The sequence below is a fragment of the Acinetobacter sp. C32I genome, from assembly GCF_023702715.1.
Taxonomy (GTDB): domain Bacteria; phylum Pseudomonadota; class Gammaproteobacteria; order Pseudomonadales; family Moraxellaceae; genus Acinetobacter.
The window spans coordinates 3,017,382-3,039,096 of sequence record NZ_CP098480.1 but is presented as its reverse complement, the minus strand read 5'-3'; the positions used below and the strand labels follow the sequence as shown (position 1 = coordinate 3,039,096).

Genomic DNA, 21,715 nt, shown 5'->3' with positions numbered 1-21,715 from the left:
CCTTATCAACGAGCATAGCCACGTTTTTTCAGTTCTAATTTGGCAATCATGCCTTTATGGACTTCATCAGGTCCATCGGCCAAACGTAAACTCCGCGCTTGATTGAAAAATGCAGTCAGTGGGGTATCGCGTGAAACACCTTCACCACCATGAATCTGGATCGCCATATCGACCACATGTTGCAATACGCTCGGTGCCACCACTTTAATCGCAGAAATCTCTGTCAGTGCCGCCATATTGCCCAAAGTATCCATCTTATAAGCGGCATATAGCGTTAATAATCGCGCTTGATCGATCTGCACACGTGCATCTGCAACGCGCTCTAAATTGCCACCCAATTTCAGGATTTCTTTGCCAAAAGCTTTGCGTGACATGCCTCGATCAATCATCAGCTCCAAGGCTTTTTCTGCCGCACCAATACAACGCATACAATGGTGAATCCGCCCTGGTCCTAAACGGCCTTGGGCGATTTCAAAACCTTGCCCAGCGCCACCAATAAAGCTGCTGACGGGTACACGCACATGATCAAAACTAACCTGTCCATGCCCATGCGGCGCATCGTAATCGCCAAACACAGGCAACATCCGTTCAATCGTCACCCCTTGTGTGTCGATCGGCACCAGTACCATCGAATGTTGATGATGACGGTCTTTGCTTGGATCTGGGGTATAAGCCATAAAGATAATCACTTTGGCATTCGGATCACCCAAGCCAGATGACCACCATTTGCGTCCATTCAAGACAATCTCATCGCCTTCAATTACTGCCGTAGCTTGCATATTGGTGGCATCACTGGATGCCACCGCAGGTTCAGTCATACAGAATACGGAACGGATTTCGCCAGCGAGCAGGGGCTGCAACCATTGTTGTTTTTGCTCATCGCTACCATAACGCCATAACACTTCCATATTGCCGCTGTCTGGTGCATTACAGTTAAATACGGTCGGAGCGAGCAGACTACGTCCTGTCAGCTCCGCAATATGTGCATATTCCTGAACTGATAAGCCTGCACCGAGCTCTGCATCAGGTAAGAACATATTCCATAAGCCCGCCGCTTTTGCCTTATCTTTTAATTGTTGTAATTGTTCAGGCCATTGCCATTGGGTCCAGTCACCATCAACATTGCGATGATGCACTTCATCCCAGAACGCTTTTTCAATCGGTTCTATTTCTTGTTGAATAAAGGCTTTAGTTCGTGCAATAAAGTCCTGTGCGCGTTCAGATAATGCAAACATCATCATTTCCCTCAATGTAAAATATGGCGAATATTGATTCGCTGCTTTACATCACCATAAGTGAAAATTTATTATGAATGAAATGATTTAATTTTATGCAAAACTATGAATCAGATTCATAATACAAACCCACTGGAAGTGGCGCATTTTCATCGCATCGATATCAATCTGTATCCTCTTTTTATTGCCATTTTTGAGCAGAAAAGCATTTCCAAAGCCGCACAACTGCTCTGTATCAGCCAATCTGCGGTCAGCCATGCTTTACAGCGCTTACGCACACAACTCGGAGATGATCTATTTGTGCGTAGCGGGCAAAAGATGCTGCCCACACCCTATGCCGAGCAAATTTATCAGCCGATTCAAACGGCATTACTGGCGATTCAACAGATTGCAGTGCCCCAGCAGGACTTTATGCCGAACATGCTGCAAAGCCTGAAAATTGCCATTCATGATGAAATCGAACCGATTATTTTCCCGCAACTGGTTCATCATTTTGCCCAATTGAATCTGGATGTTCAGTTTCTAAGTTCCAAGCTGGATCGTAAAAACATGTTGGCAGATCTCTCCGCCCAACAAATTGATTTTGTGATTGATCTGGTACAACCGCATCAGGATCATTTACAGTTTGAAAACCTAATGGAAGACCATTTTGTGGTCTGTACCCAACAGCAAGACATGAATTTATCCCTGTATTTATCTTCACCGCACATTGGGGTATCGTCACGGCGCACAGGCTTATTACTGGAAGATATTTATCTCAATCGGCAGCAACTGTCACGGCAGATTTTTCTGCGTTGCCAGCATTATGCAACGGCACTGCAAGTCTTGGCTCAATATCCGAAAGCGATCTTGACCATTCCGCAAAGTATTCTCAAACATCTACATTATGCGGAGAATCTGAAGATTCATGCACTGCCCATAGAGCTCCCTAAAATCAATATGGGCATGTATTGGCATGAGCAGGTGAAACATAATTCACGCCATCAATTCTTACGCACAGAAATTCTAAAAATCTTTGCTTAAAACAAGCGCGTATATCTCGTTTCTCGCTTGTTCTCGCAATCTACGTGATAGCAGTACTTTGATTATGTGCTTGCAGCCATCCGCTTATCATTACAATTGTTCAAATACAGTTTAGCAATGACAAGACGTAGGATATAAACCACTGCCATCGCAAAAACGATATAACCAATATCGGCAAAAAATAAAGGAATCGTGAAAAGGATCAAAATGGTGATTGGATAGAGCCAACGTCGCCATCCAGATAAATCAAAGGCCTCGTAAAACAACCAAATATAGGTGCTATAAATCGCCAGACAGGCAGCGATCAGCCATCCCATCATTTGGCTGGAAATGTGGGCATGTTGAGTTGAAACATCAACCGCTGCTGCCAAAGCAGCGCCTAAGACCGCAATACTGATAAAAATAAAAAAATGACCATAGCCCCATAAAAAAGGCTGTACCCCACGACGTTGATGGTGATGATGACTGCGGTCAAAATAGACCCACCACATGGCAAACATCATCAACAGTCCACCAATCACCAAAAAGATTTCTTTGAAATTGACATCATGATTGGAAAAAGCTTCCTGCGTTGCGGCAAAACTGCCAATAATCGACTCTCCCAACACGATGATAGTGAGTAATGCATAACGCTCAACAATATGATGTGGATGCCAAGGTGTTACTGCATACTTTTCGGCATATAGCGGTACAGCGAGTTCAGCCAAAACCAGAATAAGGAATAGCAAAGGCGTCATATGAATGGCGCTGAAATTTCCAATTAACCATCCCAACTGTACCAAGACAATGCCAACAGCATAGCGATAAGCCGTCACCCTTCGTTCAGGATCATGCTTGGCGACACGAATCCATTGGGTCACTAAAGCCAAACGCATAATCACATAACCAATGATGATCACATCGAAATTATGTTCTTGAAACACTGCAGGGATGCCCGCTGCCATCACCAATGAGCCGACGATTTGCACAAAGGTCAAGCAGCGATACAGCGTGTCATCATTGTCATAGGCTGAGGCAAACCAGGTGAAATTCATCCATGCCCACCACAAGGCAAAAAACACCATCACATAGGTCGGTAAAGCATGCCATAAATGAGCTTCAATGATCGCATGGTGGAGTTGTTGTCCTGCGGTTGCAATCGCAACTACAAAAATCAGGTCAAATAACAATTCTAGGGGGGTCGCGGCTCGGTGGGCTTCGGTTGGATCACGCGGTGCTAATACCTTTCGGGATTTATCTTGAATTTTTGCAGGACTCATCTGTTTTTTATTCTCATCACGTTACTAAGCAGTTCGAGTTTAAATTAATCCAAGTTGAGGAATTTTCCTATCTCACCAAGATAAAAAATAATGTTTAAAATTTATGCATGCAAAGTTTGCTTAAATCGATTATTTATGTAATTCTATGTCTATCTTTGGATGTCATCATCCATAACAGAATTTGACAAGGGGAGTAGCCTCCTCCAAGCCTAGGTTGTGAAACTGAACAATTTAGGTGTCAGAGTTTCGTCATTACACTTTGCAAAAAGTCGGACTCTGAGCATCACAAACGATCGTGATGTAGGCAAGACCTTGATCATGTTGAAACAGATGTTTTATTTAATTCATCTGGCAACTGGTCAAGGTTTTTTTATGTCCATTTGCCAGATAGGGAGTTGTGATGGAAACTATCGGTAATTTATGGCTGTACGTTGCGTTCTTCGGAATCGTAACGGTCATGCTACTGGTCGACTTTTTAGGCTTTAAACAAAAACAAAACCAAGATGTACCCATCAGGCAAGCGGCTTACTGGAGTATTGCGTGGGTCACCGTTGCCATGATCTTTGGTGGTGGTTTGTGGTTGTATCTACAACAAACCGTTGGTGCAACCATCGCCAACCAAAAAACCATGGAATACTTTGCGGGTTATTTACTGGAAAAATCGCTGGCAATTGATAACGTCTTTGTCTGGCTGATGATTTTTGCGGCTTTTGCAATCCCTCCTGCATTCCAGCGTAAAATCCTGCTTTACGGCGTACTCGGTGCAATCATTTTAAGAACCATCTTTATCTTTATTGGTGCTTGGTTTGTACAAGAGTTCTCTTGGGTGCTGTATATCTTCGGTGCGTTCCTTATCTACACAGGCTTTAAGTTCCTAAAAGGGCAGGATGAAGAAGACACCAATATTGAAGATATCAAAATCCTGAAATGGTTACGCAAACACATGCGGATTACCCCACAGTTAGAAGGCAATAAGTTCTTCGTTCGTCAGAACGGTGTGTTATGGGCAACACCTTTGTTCTTGGTATTAATCTTGGTAGAAGCGTCTGATGTGATTTTTGCGGTGGATTCTATTCCTGCGATTTTCGCTGTGACCAGTGACCCATTCATTGTGTTAACCGCAAACTTAATGGCGATTTTGGGCTTACGTGCGATGTTCTTCTTATTGGCAGGTGCTGCAAGCAAAATGCATTACTTACCCTATGGTTTGGGCATCATCTTATTGTTCATTGGTGCAAAAATGTTATTGCTCGATGTATTCCACATGCCAATCTGGATCTCGTTAGGCTTTATCGTACTGGTGTTGAGCATCACCGCTTATCTCTCGTTACGTCATAACAAACGCCAAGTGCAATAAGCGCAAAGCATCTCAAAAGGGTCTTCAATGAAGGCCCTTTTTTATTTGAGCATCATCAACTAATTGCAATTTAGGCCATTGTTGTAACCACTGTTTGGATTCAAGCCGTTGTTTAAATGTGTCATAGCTGACCAATGCCGGATTCCAACGTAATCTCAGTGCAAATAAATCATGCAGGCCAAAGGGTGCGATCAGTTCCAGTTCTCCAGCGCAGTTTAACCTGAGCGCAATCGCCGTTGCTGTGTCTGGCCATAGCGACAAGGCATGTTCAAGCGATACTAAGGGTTGAATGTTTGCTGCATTGTCCTGACGATACCAGATATGTACCAAGGCCTGATTCACCACATCCCATTGTTGTTCAGGAAAGATACGCTCTAAATCTTGCTGCAATTGTTTTTGCAAACGCTCATCTGTTTGCATTGCATCATGATAAATCACATCTATATCGCAATTGTTCAAGTCAAAGCTTTGACCATGTAAATGTGCCCATACGGTATTCCGAAGCACACCCGCACTTAAATAAGCTGCAGGATGTAATCGAGCCAATTGCTGCAACATCCCATACAAGGCAGGGGACTGCATAATCAGATCAAATAGTCTGCTTCGATTGCTTTGCTCTGTCTCTGCGTTTCCCCCAGATAAGACATACATTTCGATCTCCCCAAACTGAGTTGCTTTAAATTATGAGTCACATTTATATACCTTTTAAGCCGACGAATTAGACGAATAATCCAGTAACTTTGGCAAAATCAGGTACAATCAACCGAAAAAAGTAAAATTGTAGGTTGTTATGACTTTGGCTACTCCAATCACGGTGATTCGTGGTCGCTTCTTAGATATTCAAAAAACCGTTTCCCAAGCTGCTGAAATTGCCGATCAAGTGCGTTATCTCGAAGATGGTGTCATGATCACTGAACAGGGCAAAATTCGCTGGTTTGGCACGTGGAACGACGCTCAAGCCCATCTTCCTGCAAACGTTGAAATTCAGCATTATCCAGAACAGTTGATCATTCCGGGCATGATCGATACCCATATTCACTTTCCACAAACCGAAATGGTCGGGGCCTACGGCGAGCAACTTTTAAGCTGGTTAAACACCTATACCTTTCCAACTGAAATCCAGTTCAAAGACCAAGCCTATGCGAAAGAAATTGCGCAATTCTTTGTCAATGAGCTACTCAAAAATGGCACCACCACAGCATTGGTATTCTGTACGGTACATCCTGAATCGGTGGATGCCTTATTTGAGGCCGCAGCACAGCACCAAATGCGCTTAATCGCGGGTAAAGTCATGATGGATCGTCATGCACCCGAAGCCTTGTGTGACACCGCAGACAGCGGCTATAACGATTCTAAAGCATTAATTGAGAAGTGGCATGGCCAAGGTCGTGCACTGTATGCAATTACCCCACGTTTTGCGCCGACCTCCACCCCAGAACAACTCGAAAAAGCAAGCCAACTCAAAGCACAATTCCCAGATGTCTATGTGCATACCCATTTGAGTGAAAATAAAGATGAGATTGCTTGGGTCAAAGATTTGTTCCCTGAGCAAAAGAGCTATCTGGATGTCTATCATCACTATGGTTTAACTGGCCAGCGCTCGGTATTCGCACACTGCGTGCATTTAGAAGATGCTGAATGGAAATGCATGCATGAGACTGATTCTGCAATTGCCTTCTGTCCAACCTCAAACCTATTCTTGGGTAGCGGTTTATTCCCATTGAACAAAACTTGGCAACAGCAGGTTAAAGTCGGCCTTGGCACCGACGTTGGGGCAGGGACCTCGTTTAGCTTATTGCAAACCGTCAATGAAGCGTACAAGGTTCAACAGCTACAAGGTGATAAACTGTCTGCGTTTGAGTCGCTCTATCATGCAACCTTAGGCGGAGCAAAAGCCTTGCATCTGGATGACAAACTCGGTAATTTCAATCTCGGCAAAGAAGCTGATTTTGTGGTACTGAACCTGAAACCGACCGCATTGCAGCAGCTGCGTCAGTCCCGTTCAAAATCGGTTGATGACAGCCTATTCGCCTTATTCACCATGGGCGATGACCGAAATATTGAGGCAACCTATATCTATGGACAAAAAGCCTACAGCCAAAGCGAAACGTTTAAATAAACAAAAACTTGGGTGGATCATATTCGCCATTGGATGCGCTGTTCTGTTAAAACGTGACCGTGCATCTGCTCAAAATGAAACATATTCTTCATCATCAAAAGGTGCATGAAAGGTGATTTTGTTTTAAAATTGGCGGATTAGCTCAAGATTTCGAGGTGTTGCAGGTCAACACCTTTTTTATTTTCCCGTTTTTAAGTTTTAGGAATCTACCGATGACCATTGCAATGCGCATTATGATTTCAAGTGAAGAGATTCAAGCCAAAGTCAAAGAACTGGGCGAAAAGATCAATGCACACTATGCTCAAAGTGATAAAGAACTGGTATTGATTGGCCTGTTACGTGGTTCAGTTATTTTTATGGCCGACCTATGCCGTGCCATTGAAAAGCCACACGAACTCGATTTTATGACTGTTTCTAGCTACGTCAATGGCACCACTGTTTCATCAAGAGACGTCAAGATCCTGAAAGATCTGGATGGTGAAATTCATGGTAAAGATGTGCTGGTGGTGGAAGACATTATCGACTCGGGCAACACCTTAAGTAAAGTGGTTGAAATGCTGCAAACACGTAACCCGAACTCGATTGAACTGTGTACTTTGGTCAGTAAGCCGTCACGCCGTGAAATTCCGTTAGAAGTTAAATTTCTCGGTTTTGAAGTCGAAGATCGCTTTATTGTTGGTTATGGTCTGGATTTCGATCAAAAGTACCGTCACCTCCCATTTATTGGTGAAATCGGTCTTTAATAGTTCAACCTTACTGGCATTGCATCAGTACCGATGACAACTGTCATGGGCTGATCATAATGCTGACTCAGAGGTGCCTTAGGGCGCCTTTTTTATGCTGTATGATTAAACAAAGCCTGCTAAAGAATGCACAAAAATACGACATAAATAGGCAATCCACTACAGACAAAGTAGGCTCGAATCAAGCAGGATAATAAGAAATACCGCTTTTAAAACAAGGAGAAAAGATAATGTGGTCTCTGATTGTAGCCATTGTTGTTGGTTTTTTTGCTGGTTTAATTGCACGCGCAATACATCCAGGTGATGACAAAGCTGGCTTTATTGTCACGACCTTATTGGGTATCGCAGGTTCATTACTCGCTACTTACGGTGGACGTTTACTTGGCTTATATGCTGAAAATTCGGCAGCTGGTTTTATTGCGTCTGTCTTGGGTGCGGTGATTATTTTATTCCTTTATAAACTCATCACCAAAAAAAGTTAAATACCTTCAGAAGGCTCCCCATTCATTTTAAACGATGATTGGGGAGCTTTTTCATTAGAGTCCAAGCTCTTTCCAAATCATCTGAATTTCTTCAGCACTGCGTCCACCGACCATTTTCAAACCATTTGAGAAAATCAAGGTTGGCGTGGCATCCACAGCAAGTTTACGACCGAGTTCAAGGTTACGCTCAATCGGGTTGGCACAACTTTTTTCTTTCGGTTGCAGATTCTTTTGTATCAAGTTTTTCCATGCATAGGCTGGATTGGCATCACACCAAACCGATTTTGACACCGCGATCGATTGTGGTTTTAAAGCATAGATAAAGGTATAAATCGTCACATCAGTCAGCTTGTCCAGTTCAGCTTCTAATTTTTTGCAATATGAACAATTTGGGTCCGAAAATACCGCTAACTCACGCTTACCATTGCCTTTAACCGTTTTAATCGCATCCTTAAAAGGCAGTTGTTTCCAGTCAATCGAATTTTGTTGGATCACTAAATCCTTGGTCAGGTTCTTTTGATCTTTTAGGCGTACCATAGAACCCACAAACATGTGTTGTGCACTTTCATCCAAATAAATAATTTGATTATCCAGACTGGCACTATATAAACCAGTCATTTCTGTAGGTTGGATGTTGCTGACTTGGATATTGGGATATTGCTTATTTAAATTGCTTTTTAAGCTGTCTACGTTGGCAAAACTCATCGCTGACATACAGCTCAATAATGAGAACATCCCAATTTTTTTTAACATGACGAACACTCAATTCAAAAATCAGCGGCTATTGTAATCAGTCTCAAGCCGCTCAACAGCCAAGCTTACTCAGTAACAACCAAAACTCAACCAATTCATGCGATGTTTCACGTGGAACGTCCGTTTATCCTGTTCATATCCCCCCATACACGCGCTGCAAGCGATCGATTCAGTAAAAAACTGACAATTTAGGTCCATCATATTGATAATTATTTAATAATTTTAAAAAGTACATAGATCAGCACCTCGCTTTTTGGAATAATTCGCATCATTCAGCAACACCGTGAAGATGATGGAATAAAATGGCCTAAATCGAGTCGCCTTGATCTATCATTATTCATTTTCAAGAAACAAAAAAATGTTTCCCTATCGGGATGATTGTCATCGTATTACAGCAATGAACTTCGCTTCATTGTAAAAATTTAGGTAGCTCAATGTATAACGCGGAACTATTAGAAGAAGCCAAAACCTTTATGTTTCATATGCTTAGTAAAGTAGTGGAATATGGGGGATCCGATTTATTTATCACCGCTGATTTTCCACCGAGCATTAAATTGCAAGGCCTGATGCGTCCATTGGGGCAACAGGCACTCACCGCAGATAAAACCAAGCTATTTGCCTATAGTTTGATGAATGAAAAACAGCGCCAAGAGTTTGAAACAGAATGGGAATGTAATTTCGCAATCAATGTACCCAATGTTTCCCGTTTCCGTGTCAACGTGTTTAAACAACAGCTGCAAATCGGCATGGTGATTCGTACCATTACCTCAGAAATTCCAACCTTTCAAAAGCTGAAACTGCCAGAATCGCTGAAAAATGTGATTATGGAAAAGCGTGGCTTGGTACTGGTTGTTGGGGGGACAGGCTCAGGCAAATCCACCTCTTTGGCGGCCATGATTGACCATCGTAATGAAAACTCAGCGGGGCATATCATTACCGTTGAAGACCCAGTGGAATACGTGCATAAACACAAAAAATCGATGATTACCCATCGTGAAGTGGGGGTTGATTGTCATTCATGGCACCACGCCTTGAAAAACACACTACGTCAGGCACCTGATGTGATTCTGATTGGTGAAATCCGTGATACTGAAACCATGGAACACGCGATTGCCTTTGCGGAAACAGGACATCTTTGCTTAGGTACTTTACACGCCAACAATGCCAACCAAGCACTGGATCGAATTATTAACTTTTTCCCAGAAGAGCGTCGTAATCAGTTACTGATGGATCTTTCATCCAATATGAAAGGGATTATTTCACAACGTCTGGTACGTACCCAAGATGGCAAAGGTCGTCGTGCTGCAATTGAAATTTTATTGAATACCCCATTGATTGCCGACAATATTCTCAAAGGACAGTTCCACGCACTGAAAGAGATTATGAGCAAATCGCGTGAGCTGGGTATGCAAACCTTCGACCAAGCCTTATTTGAGCTGTATAACGAAGGCGCGATTAGCTATGATGAAGCCTTACGCAATGCAGATTCAGTCAATGAATTGCGTTTGCAAATCAAGCTGAAGAGTACTCGCCAAGAGGGTGCACCTGCCGCAATGATGACCGCATTAAATGTGGTACAAGAACAAAAAACAGAGGAAGAACAAGAAGAAGGTTGATAAACAATGGCTTAGATCATCACGATCTAAGCCATTAACAATTGATTTAATTCATTATTTACCAATACAGAACGAACCAAAAATCTTCCCGAGAAGATCATCCGCACTAAAATCACCCGTGATTTCACCCAATGCATTCTGCGCCAAGCGCAATGACTCGGCCACCAGCTCACCAGCATTAAACACCACCAACTGCTCACGTGCCTCAGACAAATAGCGCTGAGTACGCTTCATTGCATCTAAATGGCGTGTTCGGGCGATAAAGGTGTCTTCCTCAGGTTGAAAGCCTGCATGCGCTGTAATCGCATCTATGAGCGCCTGAACCCCCATATCCTGTTTGGCTGAGACACGAACATGTCGGAAACCCTGATAATCAGTCATTTCGGTCTGTTGTCCAGTTAAATCGCATTTATTGCCAATCAATAACAAACGTTTTGGTTCTAGATGATCAGCAAAATATTCATGCGCCAGCTGTAATGGCTCATCAGCTTGGTTCAAGTCATACACCAACAGCAATAAATCTGCCTGTTCAATTTCCTTGATCGCACGACGAATCCCTTCCTGTTCGACAATATCACCGGTTTCACGTAAACCCGCAGTGTCTGTTAAGGTGATCGGCAAGCCATTTAAACTGATCTTTTCATGCAGCACATCTCGGGTAGTCCCTGCAATATCGGTCACAATGGCACGCTCATGGCCTGCAAGTGCGTTTAACAGGCTCGATTTACCTGCATTGGGCTTACCCGCAATCACCACTTGTAAACCTTCACGTAGCAATTGGCCCTGACGCGCAGACTGCTGCACCGCTTTGACAGAGTCTTGTACATCGTCCAACAAAGCCAAAATCTTGCCGTCAGCCAGGAAGTCAATTTCTTCTTCTGGGAAATCAATCGCGGCTTCAACATGCAAACGTAAGTGAATCAGCTTTTCTAAAACCGTATTAATTTTGGTTGAAAATGCACCTTGTAAAGAACGAACCGCCGAACGTGCTGCTGCTTGTGATGTCGCATCAATCAAATCGGCAATCGCTTCCGCTTGCACTAAATCCATTTTGCCATTTTCAAAGGCACGCATGGAAAACTCACCCGCCTTTGCAGCAGTTGCGCCTAAATCCAGTAAACGTGCTAATAACGCATTCTGAATGACTGGACCACCATGACCTTGTAATTCCACCACATCTTCCCCAGTAAAGGAGTGCGGGTTCGGAAAGCACAATACGATGCCTTCATCCATTACCGAGCCATCAGCATCACAAAACTGACGGAAACCAGCCATACGTGCTGCAGGGAGCTGTTTTTGGGTCAGTTGCTCTGCTATCGCATAGGCTTTCGGCCCAGAGAGTCGAATCACCCCCACACCACCACGACCTAATGGGGTAGCAATCGCAGCAATTGTGGTTTGATGTTGCATGTTAAATTCACCTAAAAAACGCAAGGGTTGTTGGGTTCAACCGCTAAATACAGACAAAGAAAAATCCGCCTAAGATTACCATCTTAAGCGGATTTATTCAGTAAAAGTTCGAACTTAAGCGCTCGGCTCAACCTTGTTGAGACGGTCTTTTTCGACACCTTTGTTAATAAACCATTGTTGCAAAATGGTAATACTGTTGTTGACGATCCAGTAAAGCACTAAGCCCGCAGGGAAGAACAACATGAATACCGTAAACATGATTGGCATGATACGGAACACTTTGGCCTGCATTGGATCAGTCGGTTGTGGGTTCAACATTTGCTGAACGAACATGGTCACACCCATGATCAACGGCAAGATAAACCATGGATCCATCGCAGATAAATCTTGAATCCAGCCTAACCACGGTGCATGACGGAGTTCAACTGATTCCATCAATACCCAATACAAGGCTAAGAAAATCGGCATTTGTAACAGCAATGGCAAGCAACCAGACAATGGGTTGACTTGTTCACGCTTGTATAACGCCATCATTTCTTGCGAGAAACGCATGCGGTCTTCACCAAATTCTTCTTTCATGCGTTGCATTTCTGGTGCAATTACACGCATTTTCGCCATCGAACGATAACTTTTTGAAGAAAGTGGCCATAAAATCAACTTCACCAAGATCGTCAATAAGATAATTGACCAGCCCCAGTTACCGATAATGTTATGGAAGAATTGCAGGCCCAAGAACAATAATTTCGCAATTGGCCATAACCAACCATAATCAACAGTTTGGTTTAAACCAGCAGCTAAGTCTTTGAGTTCAGATTGGATTTTTGGACCTGAATACAGTTTAGCATCCACTTCCATTGATGTACCTGCAGGTACATTGATCACTGGAGAAGTGAAGCCCATGATATTCATGCCGTCCGTAGACTGACGTGACTCTAATTTTGCATTATATGGCTGACCATCGGCCTGAGTCAGTTTTAAGTTCCCAGGAATCCATGCGCTCACGAAATAATGCTGAACCATGGCAACCCAGCCGCCTTTGGCTTCAACATTTAATTTTTCGTCATTAAAGTTGGCAAATTTTAACTTGTTATAATGCGCATCTGGTGTACCCCAAGCGCCACCAAGATAAGTACCCAAGGTAAAAATACCTTGTGAAGACTTACCAGGGTCATCCGAATTATCACGCTTTAACTGACCAAACATTTGACCTTGCCAGTTTTGCTGACTGCGGTTAATGACTTGATGTTTAACGGTAATTGGGTAATCGCCTTGTGTGAAGGTGAACGATTTGATCACTTCCACACCTTCAGGTGTTTTAAATACCAATGGCACAGTCAACACTTGCTGTGTTTTACCATCTTTCGACGCAACGCTTTTCGCATCTGCCAAGGTATATGCTGTTTTTTCAACATCATACATTGGACGGCCGCCACGGCTGCTATCTGGTCCATTTAAACCAATTAAACCAGATTGAGCGACGTAAGTACGTTTCGCATCGCTTTCCAGCATGACAAACGGTTTGTCGCTGTCTTTGCTTTCATCATGGCTTAACAATTCAATACGGACGATATCACCACCTTTAGGATTGATCCACAGGTGATAAAGATCAGTTTGTACTGAAATCAGTTGCTGACTCACAGATGTATTATGTTCTGTGGCTTGTGATGCAGTCACATTTGCTTGTGGCAAGTCTGAAGCCGCTGTTGCATTTTGAGCATTTGGCAAATCTGCAGATACTTCATGTGCAGTCACAGCAGCCGCTTGTTGTTGCGGTGCTGGTGCAGCATGACCATAATCTTTTTGCCAAGCCAAAATAAGCAAATATGCGGTAACAAACATGGCTCCAAGAATTGCAAATCTGGCCCATTGTTGCATATCTATAATCCCAAATGGTTAGAGAGATTTTGCTTGAATAAACGATCACGAAAGGGTACAGCAACGTGATGCATTTGAGAATCTATTTGATGAAACGAAATAAAACGAAGTGCTTTACGAGGCACAGGTTCATAGCCTGACCCACCCCAAGGATGACAACGGCAAATTCGCTTAGTCGATAGCCATACACCTTTGACCGCGCCATGTGTCTGCAACGCTTCGATTGCATATTGCGAACAAGTGGGAATATAGCGACAACGAGGACCCAATAATGGACTAATTGCGATTTGGTAACATCTTATCAACCAATGCAGTAAACGTACCATTGGAGATCTCTAATTTTGGAGGGATGTCACAACGACTTTGGAATGCTTCTTTGCTAAGCGTTGTAATTTTTGCCAAGCAAAATCTAATTGTTGATGTAATTCTTGATTTGCGATTGCTTCTATACCTACTTTAGGCATCACCACAATATCGATATCAGCATTAAATTGCGCTTGATGTAAACGAAAGCTCTCCCGAGCAAGACGTTTTATTCGATTTCGTTCATGTGCACGACGCACCTTTTTTTTAGCAACGACAATACCCAAACGGCTTTTCGGCTGTTCGGTTAATTTTGCTAAAAAAAGGAAATGGGGCTGATGCACTTTAAAAAGCGCACCATCAAATACACTTTTATAATCAGCGGCACAACGAATACGAAATTCAGTGCCGAAACTGTAAAGTGTCATCACCCAAGTCTGGTCAGCTTAACAGTATTAAACAGTTAAGCTATGACGACCTTTTGCACGACGACGAGCTAAAACTTGACGACCTGCTTTAGTAGCCATACGAGCGCGGAAACCATGAACGCGTTTACGCTTTAATTCAGATGGTTGGAAAGTACGTTTCATTTCGAAACTCCAAAATGATCTTTCTATAAAGGTCCGCGATTTTATTGCGCAATGTTTACGCTGTCAATGAAAAATCAAAAACTTTACATTTTGTTTGTTCTGTTTTGAAGCAATAGAACTGCGCGAAGTTATATGCTTTTATTGAAAACAAAAAATATACACAAGCTATCTATTTAAATAATATCAGTATTCGTCTATATTCACAGCTTACAAACAAGCTTATCAACAATCCATCTTCTGATTTAAATTTAATTCTTGGATTTTGAATTTAAATTTCGATATGCTCAGTTATCCACAATTTGAGTGAACCCTATAAGTAAATTCAAATTTTAAAATTTAAATTTATTCTTATTAGGGTGGATTTATTCTGTGGAAAGTGATGTTTTTTTATGAATAAACATAAAGTTATGCTGTGGATAAGCATGTTTTTATCATTTTTATAGTTTGTGGATAACTTTGAGCTTAAAACTATCCACAGCTTGTGCAAAAAGTTATGCACATGTGGCTTTGAATTTAAATTTATAAACGAATGCTGTCTTTTTCAGCAAAAGTCCCATAAATTGTCCTGACAGATGTGGATAACTTGGTTAGAATGGCGACCCCTTTGAAAGATGAGGGGTGACGGTTTTTTATTTTTGAATTTAAAAAATGGATATATAGGGGATGCACATGCTCTGGACAGACTGCTTAACTCGCTTGCGACAAGAGCTATCTGATAACGTCTTTGCGATGTGGATTCGTCCTTTGGTTGCTGAAGAGGTTGATGGTGTGATGCGTTTATACGCACCGAACCCCTATTGGACGCGTTATATTCAGGATAACCATTTAGAACTGATCTCTATTCTTGCTGAACAATTGTCGGAAGGCCGAGTTCGTCAGGTTGAAATTCTGGTTGATTCACGTCCTGGGACTATTTTGTCTTCTAATGAGCAACCTGCAACCACTACAGCAGCGTTGAGTAGTGCACCTGTTGCTGTTCCAACAAAAGTAAAAAAAGAATCTGATTTGGTTCAACCGAGTCAAAATGTCACTAAAATACCGAAGAAAAGACAACTCAATCCGTTATTTACCTTTTCTTTGTTTGTTGAAGGCCGTTCTAACCAAATGGCTGCTGAAACCTGCCGCAAGGTTTTAACGCAGTTAGGTGCTTCGCAACATAACCCTTTATTTTTGTATGGCCCAACAGGTCTGGGTAAAACCCATTTAATGCAGGCCGTGGGCAATGCGCTGTTACAAGCCAAGCCAAATGCACGTGTGATGTATATGACTTCGGAAAGTTTTGTACAGGACTTTGTCAGTTCATTACAAAAAGGTAAGGTTGAAGAATTTAAGAAAAACTGTCGTTCTTTAGATTTATTGTTGGTCGATGATATTCATTTACTCGCAGGAAAAGAAGCAAGCCTTGTTGAATTCTTCTATACATTCAATGCTTTATTGGATGAATCTAAACAAATTATTTTAACCTCAGATCGTTATCCAAAAGAACTCACTGAACTTGATCCACGTTTAGTTTCTCGCTTTTCATGGGGCTTATCTGTGGGGGTTGAACCGCCAGATATCGAGACCCGAATCGAGATCTTGCTGAAAAAAGCGGAAAATAGTGGAGTTGATTTACCACGAAACTGTGCTCTGTTTATTGCCCAACAAGTGGTTGCAAACGTACGAGAGCTTGAAGGTGCACTTAATAAAGTCGTGGCAATTTCACGTTTTAAAGGTACTGCAATTGATTTGGATGTGGTGCGTGAGTCGTTAAAAGATGTTTTGGCGATTCGTGCACGTACCATTAGTGTTGAAAATATCCAGCGGGTGGTAAGTGAATACTTCCGAATTCCATTAAAAGAATTGATTGGGCCAAAACGTACCCGTATTTATGCACGTCCACGGCAATTGGCCATGGGTTTGGCTCGTGAATTAACTGGGGATAGTTTCCCTGAAATTGGTATGGCTTTTGGTGGTCGTGACCACAGTACCGTGATGCATGCCTGTGAAAAAGTGGTCAGCTTGCGTGAAGAAGACCCTATTTTTAATGAAGACTATAAAAATTTACTGCGCTTGTTACAAAGTTAATCTATTTTTCAGAGTTGCAAACTATTTTTAAGTGCAGCATAGTACACTGCTAACATTCATATCGGCTTCTGTTGTAAGAGGAATAAAATCGTGCGTTTGAAAATCGCTAAAGAAAGTTTAGTCAATGTTTTATCCCATGTGGTGGGGGCTGTTGAACGCCGTCATACCTTGAATATTCTTTCAAACGTTAAAATTCAAACCACACAACAGGCCTTAACCATTACAGGTTCTGACTTGGAAGTTGAATTGGTTGCCAGCACCACGTTAGCAGAAGGTGCTTGTTTAGAAGCGGGTGAAACCACTGTTCCTGCACGTAAACTGGTCGAAATTTGTAAATCTCTTCCTACAGCAGCCTTGATTGATCTACAAATTACTGAAGATCAACGCTGTATTTTAAAATCGGGCAATAGCCGTTTCGTGTTGGGTACACTTCCTGCCGAAGATTATCCATTATTGACCACTGAAAATAGCCAAGGGACACAAGTCCAGGTTACCCAGCGTGAATTAAAGCGTTTATTTGAAAAAACGGCCTTTGCCATGGCGGTTCAGGATGTCCGTTTTTACCTGACGGGTACATTGTTGGAAATTGATCAAAATCAATTACGTACAGTGACTACTGATGGACATCGTTTAGCCTTGTGTGAGGTGTTGGCATCATCAACAGCAGCAGCGCCGATGCAGGCCATTGTTCCACGTAAGGCGGTCGGTGAATTACAGCGTTTACTCAGTATTGAAGATGAACAACTCACCTTATTGATTGGCCGTGAATTATTGAATGTCACCATTAATACCCCAAGCCGTGATAAAGAGCAGGGTGATATTACCGTTCGTTTTACCACGAAACTGATTGATGGAAAATTCCCTGATTATCGCCGTGTGATTCCAAAAAATGGGGATAAGCATGTCTTTATTGCACATGACGTCTTTAAACAATCGTTGCAGCGTGTAGCAATTTTAAGTAATGAAAAACTTCGTGGTGTATTCTTGAACTTTAATCAAGATTCATTACAGTTACGTGCCAATAACCCTGAACAAGATGAGGCGGTTGAAGATATTGCAATTCAATATCAAGATGCACCGTTGGAAATGTCATTTAATGCACAATATATCCTTGATGTTTTAAGTGTTTTAGATGGTGATGATGTAAAAATGAGCATGAGTGAGGCCAATCAGTCTGTGCTTGTTCAAGATCCAGCCCATCCAGATCAAACTTATGTTGTCATGCCAATGCGTGTTTAAGCTCGTTTGATGGTTTGAGTCTTAATTCATGCAAATTACGCGTTTAAATATCGAGCGTGTACGTAATTTAAAGGCGGTTGCACTCAATGAGTTGCAACCGTTTAATATTTTTTACGGGGCCAATGGTTCTGGAAAAACCTCGATTCTCGAATCCATCCATTTGTTGGCCACAGGTCGCTCATTTCGCACCCATATTCCAAAACATTACATCCAATACGAGGCGGACGATGCGATTGTGTTCGCACAATCGGCCAGTGAACGTATCGGCATGCAAAAACTGGCTTCTGGCGAGCAACTGATTAAAGTGAATGGCGATACCATTGCCACCCAAGGTCAGTTGGCAAAACTCTTGCCTTTACAGCATATCGACCCACAAAGTACCGATATTATTGATCATGGCGCCAAGCCCAGACGGCAACTGTTGGATTGGTTGATGTTCCACGTGGAACCTGAGTTTTATTTTGCTTGGCAGTATTATTCGCGAGCATTAAAACAGCGCAACAGTTTACTCAAAACACGGCGTAATCTCAGTCTGGCTGATTTAGAGCCGTGGAACAAAATGCTCAGTGATTATGGCGAAATTTTGCACTCACAACGGGTTGGAATCGTTGAGCAATGGAATCAGTTTTTCCATGAAGATTTGCAGCAGTTGTTGCCCAATCTGCAGATTGAACTGGAATACAGTGCGGGCTTTCATACCGAGCAGGGCTTGCTACAGGACTTGATTCAGCAGCATCAAAAAGACCTTGATCGCCGTTATACCGAGTACGGTCCGCACCGTGCAGATCTACGCTTAAAAACGCCGTTTGGCAATGCCGATGATGTGCTCTCTCGCGGGCAAAAAAAGTTGTTAATCATGGCATTAAAACTGTCACAAATTGCAATGCTGCATGCGAGTAACAAGGAAACTGTGGTATTATTAGATGATCTGACAGCAGAGTTAGATTTAGCTGCACAACAACGTTTAATTGAGCGACTGAGTCAGTTGGGAAGTCAGGTTTTTATGACCACCTTAGACCATGCGTCGGTATTAAAACACTTACATGATCTGTCGATTCCCTTTCAATTGTTCCATGTTGTTCACGGCCAAGTCAGTCTTGCTGCGCCATAATTTTATTTCCTCATCTTTGGATAGATTAGATATTTACTAGGGAGTAACCATGAGTTCAGAGTCTCAATCAGTCTCTCAAACAGAACAAACAAATGAAAAGGCTTATGATTCCTCTAGTATTAAAGTATTACGTGGATTAGACGCGGTTCGTAAACGCCCTGGCATGTATATCGGTGATACCGATGACGGTACAGGTTTGCACCATATGGTGTTTGAGGTGGTGGATAATGCCATCGATGAAGCTTTAGCAGGACACTGTGACGAGATTTTAGTGACCATTCATGAAGATGAATCGGTCAGCGTCTCGGATAATGGTCGTGGTATTCCGACCGATATTCACCCAGAAGAAGGGGTGTCTGCGGCAGAGGTAATTCTGACCATTCTGCATGCTGGTGGTAAGTTCGATGATAACAGCTATAAAGTGTCGGGTGGTTTACACGGTGTAGGTGTCTCAGTTGTTAATGCTTTATCTAAAAAATTGCATTTGACCATTCACCGTGCTGGCCAAATCCATGAGCAAGAATACGCACATGGCGATCCGCAATATCCGTTAAAAGTTGTGGGTGAAACCGATACATCGGGGACGACCGTTCGTTTCTGGCCAAGTGAACTGACCTTTAGCCAAACCATTTTTAGTGTCGATATTTTGGCACGTCGTTTACGAGAACTTTCGTTCCTGAACGCAGGGGTACGTATCGTACTGCGGGATGAGCGTGTCAATCTCGAGCATGTTTATGACTATGAAGGTGGTTTATCTGAATTCGTTAAATATATTAACGAAGGTAAAACCCATCTGAATGACATCTTCCACTTCACGATGGATGCGGATAATGGCATCGGTGTCGAAGTTGCATTGCAGTGGAATGACAGCTATCAAGAGAATGTCCGTTGCTTTACCAACAACATTCCACAGAAAGATGGGGGTACACACCTCGCAGGCTTCCGAGCTGCATTAACCCGTGGCCTCAACAGCTACATGGAAAATGAAAGCTTACTGAAAAAAGAAAAAGTAGCCGTTACGGGTGATGATGCGCGTGAAGGCTTAACCGCTATTATTTCAGTGAAAGTGCCTGATCCAAAATTCTCTTCACAAACCAAAGAAAAATTGGTGTCGAGTGAAGTAAAACCTGCTGTTGAACAAGCCATGAACAAAGAGTTTTCAGCGTATTTGCTAGAAAACCCACAGGCAGCAAAGTCAATTGCAGGTAAAATTATTGATGCGGCACGTGCGCGTGACGCGGCGCGTAAAGCCCGTGAAATGACCCGCCGTAAGAGTGCTTTGGATATCGCAGGCTTACCAGGTAAGTTGGCAGACTGTCAGGAAAAAGATCCAGCATTATCTGAACTGTATCTGGTCGAGGGTGACTCTGCAGGCGGTAGTGCCAAGCAAGGTCGTAACCGTAAGATGCAGGCGATTTTGCCGCTCAAGGGTAAAATCCTGAACGTTGAACGTGCACGTTTTGACAAGATGATTTCAAGTCAGGAAGTCGGTACGTTAATTACCGCGCTTGGTTGTGGTATCGGACGTGAAGAATATAATCCAGACAAATTGCGTTATCACAAAATCATTATCATGACCGATGCGGACGTGGATGGTTCACATATTCGGACCTTGTTATTGACCTTCTTCTTCCGTCAAATGCCAGAGTTGGTTGAACGTGGTTATATCTATATCGCGCAACCACCGCTGTACAAGTTGAAGAAAGGTAAGCACGAGCAATACATCAAAGATAATGAAGCACTGGAAACTTTCCTGATTTCTAATGCCATTGATGAGCTTTCATTGCATATCAGTGCGGAAGCACCTGCGATTACCGGTGAAGCCTTATCGAGAGTGATTGCAGATTATCAAGTCTCACAAAAAAGCTTACAGCGCTTAACTCAACGTTATCCTGCAAGTTTGCTCGATGGCCTACTTGAGTTGGATGCATTTAAAGCGGATCACAATCATGAACGTGATTATGTAGAAGCGTGGGCAGAGCAATTACGTGTTGCGATTGAAAAATTACAACCAAGCTTGCGTCCAGAAATTACATTGGAAGCGTTTGAACGTGAAAATGCACAAGGTGAGAAATCAGCACATTACTGGCCGCGTGTCACCGTGTATGTGCATAACTTACCGCATTCGTATTTACTCGATGCAGGTCTGTTAAATTCTGCTGAATATGCACGTTTGCTGAAAAACTCGAAGAGCTGGTTCAAGTTGCTGGAAGAAGGGGCTTATCTGCAAAAAGGTGATCGCCGTATTCAAGTCAGCAGTTTCCATCAAGTGTGGCAGCACATTTTACAAGACTCACGCCGTGGCATGATGATCCAACGCTATAAAGGTTTGGGTGAGATGAACGCTGAGCAACTTTGGGAAACCACCATGGATCCTGAAAACCGTAATATGTTGCAAGTGACCATTGATGATGCAATTGAAGCAGATCGCATGTTCTCATGCTTGATGGGGGATGACGTAGAACCACGTCGTGCTTTCATTGAAGAAAATGCCTTGAATGCAGATATTGATGCTTAATTGACTTAAGCATCA

Annotated in this window: 19 protein-coding genes; 10 read left to right on the top strand and 9 right to left on the bottom strand. The window is 42.7% G+C overall.

Annotated features, from left to right (window positions below; genetic code table 11):
* Positions 1–5 precede the first annotated feature (5 nt).
* Positions 6–1,235, bottom strand: a complete 1,230-nt coding sequence (locus NDN13_RS14475; RefSeq protein ID WP_251118242.1) for an acyl-CoA dehydrogenase family protein — start codon at positions 1,233–1,235, stop codon at positions 6–8.
* A 105-nt stretch (positions 1,236–1,340) separates the two neighbouring features.
* Here NDN13_RS14475 and NDN13_RS14470 point away from each other — a divergent pair, with 105 nt between their 5' ends.
* Positions 1,341–2,258: a LysR family transcriptional regulator gene (locus NDN13_RS14470; RefSeq protein WP_251115954.1), complete on the top strand. Its 918-nt coding sequence runs from the start codon at positions 1,341–1,343 to the stop codon at positions 2,256–2,258.
* Between the two features lie 62 nt (positions 2,259–2,320).
* Here the strand turns inward: NDN13_RS14470 and NDN13_RS14465 are convergent, their stop codons facing one another.
* Complete coding sequence (locus tag NDN13_RS14465) at positions 2,321–3,517, bottom strand: low temperature requirement protein A (protein WP_251115953.1); 1,197 nt, start codon at positions 3,515–3,517, stop codon at positions 2,321–2,323.
* A gap of 400 nt (positions 3,518–3,917) precedes the next feature.
* Here NDN13_RS14465 and NDN13_RS14460 point away from each other — a divergent pair, with 400 nt between their 5' ends.
* A complete protein-coding gene (locus tag NDN13_RS14460; RefSeq protein ID WP_251115952.1) occupies positions 3,918–4,874 on the top strand; it encodes a TerC family protein in 957 nt (318 codons plus the stop codon).
* Positions 4,875–4,898: 24 nt separating this feature from the next.
* On the opposite strand, the gene NDN13_RS14455 is transcribed toward NDN13_RS14460, so the two are convergent.
* Positions 4,899–5,525, bottom strand: a complete 627-nt coding sequence (locus tag NDN13_RS14455) for a nucleotidyltransferase family protein (protein ID WP_251115951.1) — start codon at positions 5,523–5,525, stop codon at positions 4,899–4,901.
* Between the two features lie 139 nt (positions 5,526–5,664).
* Here NDN13_RS14455 and guaD point away from each other — a divergent pair, with 139 nt between their 5' ends.
* From guaD to NDN13_RS14440, 3 genes are all read left to right on the top strand, one after another.
* Entirely contained in the window at positions 5,665–6,993 is a 1,329-nt protein-coding gene (gene guaD / locus NDN13_RS14450; protein ID WP_251115950.1) for a guanine deaminase, read from the top strand.
* 212 nt (positions 6,994–7,205) lie between these two features.
* On the top strand, positions 7,206–7,736 hold the full coding sequence (gene hpt / locus NDN13_RS14445; RefSeq protein ID WP_016162105.1) for a hypoxanthine phosphoribosyltransferase: 531 nt from the start codon (positions 7,206–7,208) through the stop codon (positions 7,734–7,736).
* Positions 7,737–7,966: 230 nt separating this feature from the next.
* Positions 7,967–8,218 (top strand): GlsB/YeaQ/YmgE family stress response membrane protein, encoded by a 252-nt coding sequence (locus tag NDN13_RS14440; RefSeq protein WP_004656846.1) that lies wholly within the window; start codon positions 7,967–7,969, stop codon positions 8,216–8,218.
* Positions 8,219–8,272: 54 nt separating this feature from the next.
* On the opposite strand, the gene NDN13_RS14435 is transcribed toward NDN13_RS14440, so the two are convergent.
* Positions 8,273–8,971 carry a DsbC family protein gene (locus NDN13_RS14435; protein ID WP_251115949.1) on the bottom strand — a complete coding sequence of 233 codons (699 nt, stop codon included), beginning with the start codon at positions 8,969–8,971 and terminating at the stop codon, positions 8,273–8,275.
* A 434-nt stretch (positions 8,972–9,405) separates the two neighbouring features.
* Here NDN13_RS14435 and NDN13_RS14430 point away from each other — a divergent pair, with 434 nt between their 5' ends.
* The gene (locus NDN13_RS14430) at positions 9,406–10,587 is read left to right on the top strand and encodes a PilT/PilU family type 4a pilus ATPase (protein ID WP_251115948.1); all 1,182 of its coding nucleotides are present in this window, start codon (positions 9,406–9,408) and stop codon (positions 10,585–10,587) included.
* 54 nt (positions 10,588–10,641) lie between these two features.
* Here the strand turns inward: NDN13_RS14430 and mnmE are convergent, their stop codons facing one another.
* The 5 genes from mnmE to rpmH all read right to left on the bottom strand — a co-directional run bounded on the left by mnmE (position 10,642) and on the right by rpmH (position 14,765).
* Positions 10,642–11,997, bottom strand: a complete 1,356-nt coding sequence (gene mnmE, locus NDN13_RS14425) for a tRNA uridine-5-carboxymethylaminomethyl(34) synthesis GTPase MnmE (RefSeq protein WP_251115947.1) — start codon at positions 11,995–11,997, stop codon at positions 10,642–10,644.
* 114 nt (positions 11,998–12,111) lie between these two features.
* The gene (yidC, locus tag NDN13_RS14420; RefSeq protein WP_159414015.1) at positions 12,112–13,872 is read right to left on the bottom strand and encodes a membrane protein insertase YidC; all 1,761 of its coding nucleotides are present in this window, start codon (positions 13,870–13,872) and stop codon (positions 12,112–12,114) included.
* 2 nt (positions 13,873–13,874) lie between these two features.
* Positions 13,875–14,198, bottom strand: a complete 324-nt coding sequence (yidD, locus tag NDN13_RS14415; RefSeq protein WP_251115946.1) for a membrane protein insertion efficiency factor YidD — start codon at positions 14,196–14,198, stop codon at positions 13,875–13,877.
* Positions 14,199–14,207: 9 nt separating this feature from the next.
* Entirely contained in the window at positions 14,208–14,603 is a 396-nt protein-coding gene (gene rnpA / locus NDN13_RS14410) for a ribonuclease P protein component (RefSeq protein WP_251115945.1), read from the bottom strand.
* A gap of 27 nt (positions 14,604–14,630) precedes the next feature.
* Positions 14,631–14,765: a 50S ribosomal protein L34 gene (gene rpmH, locus NDN13_RS14405; RefSeq protein ID WP_000831329.1), complete on the bottom strand. Its 135-nt coding sequence runs from the start codon at positions 14,763–14,765 to the stop codon at positions 14,631–14,633.
* Between the two features lie 669 nt (positions 14,766–15,434).
* Between rpmH and dnaA the strand changes: the two genes are divergently transcribed.
* The 4 genes from dnaA to gyrB all read left to right on the top strand — a co-directional run bounded on the left by dnaA (position 15,435) and on the right by gyrB (position 21,700).
* Complete coding sequence (dnaA, locus tag NDN13_RS14400; RefSeq protein ID WP_251115944.1) at positions 15,435–16,832, top strand: chromosomal replication initiator protein DnaA; 1,398 nt, start codon at positions 15,435–15,437, stop codon at positions 16,830–16,832.
* Between the two features lie 90 nt (positions 16,833–16,922).
* Entirely contained in the window at positions 16,923–18,071 is a 1,149-nt protein-coding gene (gene dnaN, locus NDN13_RS14395; protein ID WP_016543212.1) for a DNA polymerase III subunit beta, read from the top strand.
* 28 nt (positions 18,072–18,099) lie between these two features.
* Positions 18,100–19,182, top strand: coding sequence for a DNA replication/repair protein RecF (recF, locus tag NDN13_RS14390; protein ID WP_016543211.1), 1,083 nt, complete (start codon positions 18,100–18,102; stop codon positions 19,180–19,182).
* Positions 19,183–19,231: 49 nt separating this feature from the next.
* A complete protein-coding gene (gene gyrB, locus NDN13_RS14385) occupies positions 19,232–21,700 on the top strand; it encodes a DNA topoisomerase (ATP-hydrolyzing) subunit B (protein ID WP_251115943.1) in 2,469 nt (822 codons plus the stop codon).
* Positions 21,701–21,715: the final 15 nt, after the last annotated feature.